Source organism: Frankia sp. KB5, assembly GCF_002099325.1.
Lineage (GTDB): Bacteria > Actinomycetota > Actinomycetes > Frankiales > Frankiaceae > Frankia > Frankia casuarinae.
This window is the reverse complement of sequence record NZ_MRUJ01000284.1, coordinates 1-9,526: the sequence shown is the minus strand read 5'-3', so window position 1 is coordinate 9,526 and position 9,526 is coordinate 1. Positions and strand designations below refer to the sequence as shown.

General features: G+C 64.0%; 10 protein-coding genes. 6 read left to right on the top strand and 4 right to left on the bottom strand.

Annotated elements, in window-relative coordinates; translation table 11 throughout:
• Positions 1 to 462 precede the first annotated feature (462 nt).
• Positions 463 to 963: a hypothetical protein gene (locus KBI5_RS22375; RefSeq protein ID WP_241883101.1), complete on the bottom strand. Its 501-nt coding sequence runs from the start codon at positions 961 to 963 to the stop codon at positions 463 to 465.
• Positions 964 to 1,041: 78 nt separating this feature from the next.
• The gene (locus KBI5_RS22370; protein ID WP_133057120.1) at positions 1,042 to 1,332 is read right to left on the bottom strand and encodes a hypothetical protein; all 291 of its coding nucleotides are present in this window, start codon (positions 1,330 to 1,332) and stop codon (positions 1,042 to 1,044) included.
• Positions 1,333 to 1,944: 612 nt separating this feature from the next.
• Here KBI5_RS22370 and KBI5_RS22365 point away from each other — a divergent pair.
• Complete coding sequence (locus KBI5_RS22365; RefSeq protein WP_198537891.1) at positions 1,945 to 3,732, top strand: reverse transcriptase/maturase family protein; 1,788 nt, start codon at positions 1,945 to 1,947, stop codon at positions 3,730 to 3,732.
• A 118-nt stretch (positions 3,733 to 3,850) separates the two neighbouring features.
• The gene (locus KBI5_RS22360; RefSeq protein WP_133057119.1) at positions 3,851 to 4,132 is read left to right on the top strand and encodes a hypothetical protein; all 282 of its coding nucleotides are present in this window, start codon (positions 3,851 to 3,853) and stop codon (positions 4,130 to 4,132) included.
• Between the two features lie 9 nt (positions 4,133 to 4,141).
• Here KBI5_RS22360 and KBI5_RS22355 read toward each other — a convergent pair whose 3' ends face one another.
• Entirely contained in the window at positions 4,142 to 4,438 is a 297-nt protein-coding gene (locus KBI5_RS22355; RefSeq protein WP_085016360.1) for a hypothetical protein, read from the bottom strand.
• 203 nt (positions 4,439 to 4,641) lie between these two features.
• Here KBI5_RS22355 and KBI5_RS22350 point away from each other — a divergent pair, with 203 nt between their 5' ends.
• The 4 genes from KBI5_RS22350 to KBI5_RS22335 all read left to right on the top strand — a co-directional run bounded on the left by KBI5_RS22350 (position 4,642) and on the right by KBI5_RS22335 (position 8,304).
• Positions 4,642 to 5,511, top strand: a complete 870-nt coding sequence (locus tag KBI5_RS22350; RefSeq protein ID WP_085016359.1) for a helix-turn-helix transcriptional regulator — start codon at positions 4,642 to 4,644, stop codon at positions 5,509 to 5,511.
• Positions 5,508 to 5,717 carry a DUF397 domain-containing protein gene (locus KBI5_RS22345; RefSeq protein WP_085016358.1) on the top strand — a complete coding sequence of 70 codons (210 nt, stop codon included), beginning with the start codon at positions 5,508 to 5,510 and terminating at the stop codon, positions 5,715 to 5,717. Before KBI5_RS22350 ends, KBI5_RS22345 begins: the two co-directional genes overlap by 4 nt.
• A gap of 560 nt (positions 5,718 to 6,277) precedes the next feature.
• Positions 6,278 to 7,501 (top strand): cupin domain-containing protein, encoded by a 1,224-nt coding sequence (locus KBI5_RS22340; RefSeq protein WP_085016357.1) that lies wholly within the window; start codon positions 6,278 to 6,280, stop codon positions 7,499 to 7,501.
• An 8-nt stretch (positions 7,502 to 7,509) separates the two neighbouring features.
• Complete coding sequence (locus KBI5_RS22335; RefSeq protein WP_157902573.1) at positions 7,510 to 8,304, top strand: aldo/keto reductase; 795 nt, start codon at positions 7,510 to 7,512, stop codon at positions 8,302 to 8,304.
• A 17-nt stretch (positions 8,305 to 8,321) separates the two neighbouring features.
• Here KBI5_RS22335 and KBI5_RS25980 read toward each other — a convergent pair whose 3' ends face one another.
• A complete protein-coding gene (locus tag KBI5_RS25980; protein WP_157902572.1) occupies positions 8,322 to 9,173 on the bottom strand; it encodes a hypothetical protein in 852 nt (283 codons plus the stop codon).
• Between the last annotated feature and the right edge of the window lie 353 nt (positions 9,174 to 9,526).

Here is a 9,526-nt window from a genome sequence, read left to right as displayed (position 1 = left end):
ACACGCCAGCCACCCGGCCTACACGACACACCGACCGGCCCTCGCAGATTCCCGCTCGAACCCGTCAAACCCCAGGTCAAGACTTGATCACCAGACATGATCCTTGGGAACGGACATCAGGGCCCCGCTGTGCATCGCGCTGGCACCGCCAGCGCTGGCCAACACCGGCGGCGGCTGGCGCACCGGTGCTGGCCAACTACCGTGACCTTCCAGCTCGGAGTGGCCATCTCCGGCCGATCCCTACACAATTCCGACCAAGCAGGATGTAGGGACCTGCGGGAGCCTGCGGGCGCGCGGACGCCCGGCGGCCGGGGCCCACGGCCGTCCAGATGTGAACACGTGACCTGTAGGGGTACGAGTCGGGCTGTTCTCGGGCGACCCCAGCGGAACCGGTGGCCGGCGCCAGCGGCTGTCTGCCGGGGTAGCCGCTCAAACAGGGGACCGGCACGGCGACCGATACGGCTACCCGATCGGCAGGGGGTGTGCCGACACAGCGAGGCTCCCGGATGACGCCCGCGCGTCCGGCCGCGCCCTCGGCGCCCGGGGTGTGGCCGCCGCCGGTTCCCGGCGGTGGCAGTGGGGGCAGGCGTCCGGTTGACGTTGGCACGTCATGGCGTCGATCACCAGCCGGTCCGCCGGACGCATCCGGAGGCGGTCGCGGGCGTCCACCAGCATGTGGACGTCCGTTCCATAGGTGGACGCCAGCAGCGCGAGAATCTGCGGGGTCGGCTTTCGCCGTGAGTACCCTTCCGGCCAATGCTCCACTTCACACAGMTGGGATTCGGTCACGCGCGCCCCGCCGTCCGGATCGATACCAAGCTCGGCCGCGTGGCCGTTGATATGGCCAGCGGCCTGTGTCAGCGTCCAGCCGTGCGCCTGCCGGAAAGCCGTGCGAGGACGGACCCGATAACGAAGCATGAACTCGTCAGCGATCTCCGCATGGGTCATWCCCGCGTCCAGCATCTGGACCCGTAACGCATTCCGTTCAGCTCTCACACTCGGCTTGCCCACGTCTCCCCCTTCCGATCACGTAGCGGTGCGTCACGCCGTGCGCGCCATGGCGTCGGGCGAGCGACGGCCGGTGGAGGGCAGGTGCCACGGGTCCAGCCCACGCAGCGCGTCCACGACCCGTAGCAAGGTCCCGGGATCGGTGCTGTAGAAGACGGGCTCCTCCGGTTCCGGCCCGAGCGTCGGTGTCCGCGTCGGCATCGCCGCATCGGCGGGCGTCGCCCGCGGGCCGGATGGCAGACCGCCGGGAATCACGGCCCACACGACTTTCCCCCCGGTCTTGACCGGGTACCACCACCATCGGCTGGAAAGCCCRTCGACCATCAGTAGACCCCTCCCATCCTCGGAGAACATGTCCGGGGTTTTGATGCGGGGAGGGCTGTCGTTGGCGTCCCACACTTCGAGTGCGCCGCGAGGCGCCTTGCCGCATCCCCTACACAGTTGGGAGGAATTTGGAGGAAGATTCCTGGGTCCAATGGCTTACCTGGCGCTGAAAGGCAAAGGGGACAACAGCATGCCAGAGAAACGGCGGACATCGCGAAGGCGTTGAAGGTGGGCCGCCGTGGGACCCGCGTGATATGGCGAAGGATGGATTTCTTGAAGCCCAATCTCCAGTCGACTTAACTGGGAGTCCGTCGGAATAACGCCTGAAACCGGCGGCGCATCCTGCGCCGGCATGATTGAGGGGTCGGCGCAACCTCCGGGATGCGCAGCGATGCCTAATGAAGGCATTCAAGGAGATGAGTGGGTCGCCTAAGTCACGCTAGTACGTGCGGCAAGGACGAACGCGGGATCGCCTAAGGGGCGCGAGCCCTATGGCGACGGAGTGCCCATAGTAGTCGCGGGGGTAACGGCCCGCCAGGGAGGACGGGAAAGCCGGCCACAGGGCAAAGGGGCACAGGTGATCGGACACCCGAGAGCTGGGAGGTATGCGAAATGCAGAGCGCCGAAACGGTGCTGGGTGTCCTCCGTGAGCGCGGCAGGCGTGGCCTGACGTGTAACGAGTTGTATCGGCAGTTGTTCAATCCAGAGTTGTATCTCCTCGCCTATGGGCGTCTGTACTCAAACAAGGGAGCCATGACGCCCGGGGCGGACGGGAAGACTGTGGACGGCATGTCCCTGGCTAAGATCGACAGCCTCATCGAGGCACTGCGCCACGAACGCTACCGATTTAAGCCCGTCAAGCGGGTGTACATTCCCAAGAAGAAAGGAGGAATGAGACCGCTCGGACTGCCGTCCTGGACGGATAAACTAGTCGGCGAAGTGGTGCGCTTGCTGCTCGAAGCGTTCTACGAGCCACAGTTCTCCGACCGCTCGCACGGTTTTCGCCCCGGTCGCGGCTGCCACACCCTGCTCAGCGAGGTGGCCAACACCTGGACCGGGACGACCTGGTTCGTCGAGGGTGACATAACGCAGTGTTTCGACCGTCTAGATCATTCGGTCATGCTGGAGATGCTGAGGGAAAGAATCCACGACAACCGATTCCTGCGGCTACTGCGAAACATGCTGGAAGCCGGATACTTGGAGGACTGGAAATGGAACGCCACGCTTAGTGGCGCGCCTCAGGGTGGGGTCGTTTCTCCTATCCTGTCCAACATCTACCTGGATCGATTGGATGACTTCGTCGCGACGACTCTTGTACCAAGCTACACCCGAGGTCCGAGCAGAAGGCGCAACCGTGCGTACAGGGAGACGCAATACCAAATCAAACTGGCCCGCAGGCGCGGCGACCGTGCTTCGGCGCGARCGTTGCGTAAGCGGCTGCGGAGCCTTCCCAGCGGGGATACAAACGACCCCGGATATCGGAGGCTACGCTACGTAAGGTACGCGGACGACGTTCTACTCGGGTTTATCGGACCCAGAGCCGAAGCCGAAGAGATCAAGACCAGTATCGCCCAGTTCCTCCATGACGATCTCAAGCTGGAACTGTCCGCGGACAAGACTCTGGTCACCCACGCCCGCACAGGCGCGGCAAGATTTCTCGGCTATGACATCGCCGTGCAGCACAACGACAGTACGATCAGCCATGGTCGAAGGATGGCCAACGGTTCGGTCACTCTGCGTGTGCCTGCTCAGGTGATTAAGGCTGCATGTGCCCCGTACCTGAAGCACGGAAAACCCGAGCATCGGCCCCACCTTCTGAACGACGATGACCACACGATCATCTCCACTTACGGGGCCGAGTACCGGGGCATCGTCCAGTATTACCTGCTGGCCGGGAACGTCTGGCGACTGAACCGGCTGGAAGGAGTCATGGTCACCTCGCTGCTGAAAACGCTGGCAGCCAAGCACCGCTCATCGGTGACGAAGATGGCCCGCACGTACACGGCCACGACCGAAACACCGCATGGGCCTCGCAGGTGCTTCCAAACCAGCGTAGAACGTGGCGACGGCCGGAAAATACTGGTCGCACGGTTCGGTGGAATACCGCTGGCGCGGCAGAGAAAGGCGGTCATCGTCGATCGCACGCCTGTCCCTGTCAACACCCATCGCAGGGAGCTTATCCGTAGGCTCCTCGCGAACACGTGCGAGATGTGTGGCAGCCAAACCGGAACGCTCCAAGTGCATCACATCCGGAAGCTCACCTCTCTCGGCGCGGCAGGGAAGCCGCAACCGGCGTGGACAACGCTCATGGCACAGCGGCGACGTAAGACCCTCGTGGTCTGCGAAACCTGTCACAGTGAAATCCACGCGGTGAAGCCGGCCGCAACGCTCACGGAGTAGTCGCTGGAGAGCCGGATGCCCGGAAAGCGGGCACGTCCGGTTCGGGCCGGAGGCCGCTGGAGAAGGGTCTGCAACCAGATACCTCGCCAGCGGCCTACCGGTGCTGAGGACGTTTCCGATGGTGGCGGTCAGGCGTATCGCCACGACGTCGTGCGGGCCGCTCGCCTTCGCGGCATTCGAGGCCAGTTCACAGACGACGATTTCCGCGCTGCTCACCGCGTCCGTGTCCACCGACCATTGCGCGAGCGTGAGGACCGTGCGCGCCCGCACCTCGGGAACGGCCGCGACAGTCGGCGGGAAGTGCTCCACCGCTATGCGGATCGTGGGCGACGGGTCGGCCGCTGTCATGCCGAGCCCCTTGGAGTGGTCGACGCGCGTGCGGCTGTCCGGCGGCCGATGATCGAGGCGTTCACGGCCGGATGCACTGCACGGACTGGCGCTGCGATGTGTCGTCCGCGTGGGTAGTGCCGAGCGACGGCAGGTCGCAGCCGGGGAGGACGGCGAACTCGGCCCACGCCACCAACTCACAGCGGGCGGGCGACACGCGGCGGCTGACCTTCGCCACGCGATCATCAAGGGTCAGGGGAAGACGGGTACGCGCCTGTCGCATCCGCAGGTGCGCCCACTCGTGGGCAGCGTCGAACTCAGGGAACGCGCCGAGCGGTCGTCCATCCGCGTCCCACACAACGAACCGGCGTTCGTCCATGGCCCTCTCCCCTCGGTTGATGACGGGAGGCCCCTCGCTGTGCCTCCGCCCGCGCGGCGCTCGTGCTGTCACGGACAGCGCCGCAGTACTGGCAGAATGCACGGCTGATCTGCCATACGCAAGTACGTACGCTCGTTGCGTGGGTGTGCGTAGATCAGGCCGCGGGTCGGGCTGGCAGACTGCAACCAGGAGAAGGGAGGACCATGGCGAGCACGCCAGGCCCCACCGTGCGGCGTCGGCGTCTGGGCGCAGAGCTGCGCCGGCTGCGGGAGGCGAAGGAACTGACCGTCGACCAGGCCGGGGAGCACATCCACCGCAGCGGGCCGACGATCAGCCGGATGGAGACAGGCCAGTTCCGGTTCGTCACGCGCAACGTCGCAGACCTGCTCGACCTCTACGGCGTCACCGACGCCAACCAACGACAGGCATTGCTGGCGCTGGCGAAGGAGACCCGCAAGCCCGCGTGGTGGCACTCCTACGGCGATGTCGTGCCGCGCTGGTTCCAGGTCTACATCGGCCTGGAAGCCGAAGCCTCCACGATCACGACCTTCCAGGCCCTGCTTGTGCCCGGCCTGCTCCAGACGGAGGACTACGCGCGGGCGGTCATCCGCGCCGCCTCGCCAGAGCTACCCACGCACGAAGTCGACCGCGCCGTGGAACTGCGGATGAACCGGCAGAAGATCCTGACCGCAGATCAGCCCGCCCAGTTCTGGGCCATCCTCGACGAGGYCGTGATCCGGCGCCACGTCGGCGCTCCCGCGATCATGGCCAGGCAGCTTGAGCGGCTGATCGAGGCATCCGAGCAACCCGGAGTGACGATCCAGGTCGTGCCCTTCACCGTCGGCGCCCACGCCGGCATGATCTCAAGCTTCACAATCCTGGGCTTCCCGGACACTGACGGAGCCCCGGAAACGGTCTACATCGAGGCTCCCACGGGCAGTCTCTACCTGGAGAAACAGACCGAGGTACGGCGCTATGAGGCGTGGATGAACCAGCTCCGAAGCGCCGCCCTCGCCCCGACCAACGGCGCCCTATCGATCATCAAAGCCGCACGTGAGGACATGGAACGATGACCACCCACAGCAACGACGCCCTGAACTGGCGTAAGAGCAGCTACTCCGGCGGCACCGGCGGCGACTGCGTCGAAGTCGCCACCCTGCCCGATGGCGGCCGAGCCATCCGCGACTCCAAGCACCSAGGCGGGCCGATCCTGCGCTTCACACCCGCCGAGTGGGCCGCGTTCCAAGCAGGTGTCCGCGACGGCGAGTTCGACTCCTGACACAGAGCCCCGCCGCCACCACCGGGACCGCGCGGGCGTCGCAGGTGCGGGCATCTCCCGCCCGGCGACGCCCGCTTGCTTATGACCGGGCGAGCACTCCCAACCTAGCCGACGTGGCGGTGCCTACTGCTGACAGTGCCACTGGCCGGTCTACCTGCGGATACGACTGGCAACGTCTTTCATCTACCTCAGCCCGACGTCCGGTCCCGGCGCGAGTGTGCCGGCTACACAAGCGCATCTCTTTCGCCAAACCGGTTGCGATGCCCGACAGGCGGCTCCTACCATGTGACGGCCGGGCAGATATCCAAGTGGCGTTCGATTGAGAGCGAGGAAGCTACATGAACTCTGACGATGACGACCTTGTTCTAGCCGTTGAAAACCTGTCGCAGGTACAGGACCGCTATGACGCCGAGCACTCCGACGGAGGGAGCACGGGTCGTAGCGACGGAGGCTCCGGCGACGGGCTTAACTTCCCCGAGGAAAACAGGTAGGGCGACCAGAGCCGCCCGCACCATGGCCACCCTCGATACCTTTGAACAGCGAGGAGCGAATCGCTAGCGATGGAGCATCGTCTGGTCCGAGGAATTGAGGGTGCGTTTGACTGGCAGGACGTCTCACCTCTTGGACGGAAGTTCGCGCGAGGTCATCTGGCAGATACGTCATTGTGCGAACGTCTGATGACCCCGTCGCGACTTCTGGACATTGTCATGCGACGAAGCTTGGAACCACCTCAGCTCCGTTTTTTCAAGGACGGAGACGAACTTCATCCCGCCGACTACCTTCGCTCACAGACTAACAGACGACGGCAGAACATTCGCATGGTGGACCCTGGGGCGATGGGAAGCCTGCTCGACACGGGCGTGACTCTCGTGCTYGACGCCCTAGACACGTTTGATCCCACGCTGGAGGTCGCCACCCGCGCACTCCAATGGTGGTCACACGAACTGGTGCAGGTCAACGCATACTTGACGACCCGATCGAGCGCCGGTTTTCCGATCCACTGGGATGACCACGACGTCATTGTTGTCCAGCTCGTGGGCGAAAAGACCTGGGACGTCCGTAGCTACTCACGGCCGGTGCCCATGTACCGCGACGCCGAACCGAATTCCGTCGCTAGCGAGGAATCAGTCTGGCAGGGTGTCCTGAAAGCAGGGGATGTGATACACATCCCGCGCGGCTACTGGCACCAGGCGACTCGCGCCGATCACAATGATCCGCTGAGCCTCCACCTCACCTTCGGGTTCGTCAGACGTACAGGCGTAGACTGGCTAGCCTGGGTCGCCGACCGTGCGCGCGACCTGGAGATATTCCGGCGAGATCTGACCCGTTCTGGCTCCAGTGACGAAGGAGAAGAAGAACGGGCGCGTCTCGAAGCGGCGGCAGTCGATTTGTTCCGTTCCTATCCGCCGGCAGCCTTCCTTGCCGCACGTGAACGATCGCAGCCCCCTGCGCGGCACGCTCCGCCGCTCCCTTCACCGCAGGAGCCGGACGCCGTCGTCTGTGTTGCCGAGTTCGCGCCCCACGTCGAACGGGAAGGTCCTAACCTTGTGGTCTATGCGGGCGGCAGGAAGATTACCGTCCGGGAAAAGGCGGCAACAGCACTCGCGCTCCTGCTGGGAGGCTGCCCGGTGGATCTGGACAAGGCGAGTGCTGAAACCGGGATCGACGTCCGACCTCTCGCGCGCATTCTCGTCCGGGAGGGAATATGCATCGCGCTGACCGAAGAATTGTCCTCGGGCTATACAGGACTCGTCACCAGCGGGACATCCTGGAAGACGCCCTAGAGCAGGGTGTGCGGGACATCGACACAGCCTTCAACTACGCCGATTTCTCTTCGCACGCGCAGCTGGCAGCAACCATCCCTGACCTCCTCCCCGAATTCCATCTTTCGACCAAGGTTGGTTTTTTCCCTTCCTCTACCGGGCATTCCGAGCATTCCTTAGAGCCCGAACGGATTAGGCGCGCGGTGGAAATGAGCGCGGACACCTTGGGGCGGGTTCCCGACGTCGTCTTCTTACACAACCCAGAAAGGAGCGTGACAGGAGCCGGAGCCGGCCGCGGTCACGATCTTTTCCTGGAGGCTGCACGGATACTCGACGAGGCTGTGCAATCTGGGCTGTGCGCGGCATGGGGCATCTCGACGTGGGATGCTCGACCTCTGGTCGAGGTTTTCGGCGGCTACCTGCCGGAGTCCGCACCCCGCCCTGCCCATCTGATGCACCGAAGCGGCGTGCTTGCGAGTCCGGCCATCTGGGAGGCTGCTGACGCCTTCGCTGGGCTTCTTCGTGTGGACTCGGGGAACCGATGGGGAATGAGCCCTTTTGGCGGCCACACCCGGCAGTCTTTCTGGGACAGCCTTAACCTTGCATCGCTTCTGAGCGCCCGCCCGTCACCTGACATAGCCACACCGCAGGTAGCTTTCCGCCTCGCCTACGAATTGCCGCCAGTTACCCGGGTCGCGGTTAGCCTCAACCGCCCAAGTCACCTGACGCAACTTGTGGAGGCCGCTCGGCTTGAGGTTGACCAGGAAAATATCGAACGTTACAGGGTTCTACTGCGTCATCGTCGACTACTCGATGTCCAGTAATGGAGCCGGGTGACGGATCATCGCGTAGATTCCGCGAGTTCTGTCACCAAGCGGTCAGCCTCACGAGACAACGGCTTCTCCAAGTCCGGGTGGTCGCCATAGTCGCGCACCATCTTCAGCAACTCTACGCACATGAAAAGCTGTGCGATCTTCCCGGAGCGGGATGAAAGATCCTCGGAGAATTCGTCGCTCACTCTCTCGGCCACGGACGGCGCGAGGAGCGAGAACACCCACAATGTCGCCGCGTCCAGTCCGCGTGGCCCCAGTCCCCATCCTTCCCAGTCGAGGAGAACCAAGGTCGGAGCCGTCAGGTTCGCCCAGTGCACATCGGCGTGGGCGGTCGTCCACTCGTCCACCGACGAATCGATCGCGTCCCCCGCGAATTCACGTATCCGCCGGTTGATGAGGTCCTGACGTACACCGACACGGGTCGTCTTCTGTCTCGCCAAGGCAGCCAATGATTCACCTAGGTCTGACCACCAGGTATTAGAGAGTCCGGGTGAATCGTTCCGGATCTCCGGTGTGGAGCTGACGGCCGGGAACGAGACGAGCGTCGTCTCATCCGCGCGCCAAACGACTCCCCGCTCCTCGTCCGACCACCGAATGGAGCGGAGGAGCCTCGGTTTCGACACCCCCGACAGGACGGAAGCGCACTCTTCTCCGGTCCAGGTCCGCTCGTTTATCGAACCAGTCGCACGAGAAAGAATCTTCACCCATGTCCCCCGGCTTGTTCCAAAGCCAGCGGATTTCCCACCCCATCCGAACGTCGGACCATCGTCTCTGAACTCGACATCCAGCGCCTTCTTGCAATATTCGATCACGTCGGGTAGGGAATTTTCCCTCAAATCAAGCATTGCCGCCCTCTCCACTTACGGAGGTCGTGAAGGCGCCCTCCTAGACTTTGCCCCAAGCTTACCGTAAAGATCGGCTTGTCATCCCGGCGGGCTCCGTCCAACAGCATGCATTGGACTTCACCCAGCCGTTCATCACGCTCCGTCGATCTGCCGGGCGAGACGGTTCAACGCGCCAGGGTGGCGCCCAGGACGCCATCGCGACAATCGTCGTGCCATCGAGCGGTCCGACAACCGTGGTTGCCGCTCAAGATCGCTGTGCAGGTCGGGCGCCCAGCGGGAGATAGCCATGGTGGACTGGTCAACATGGACCATTGATCGCTGGCATCGGCCGCGCGTGTCACAGCGTCGCAGGTCAGCGCCCTGGTGCC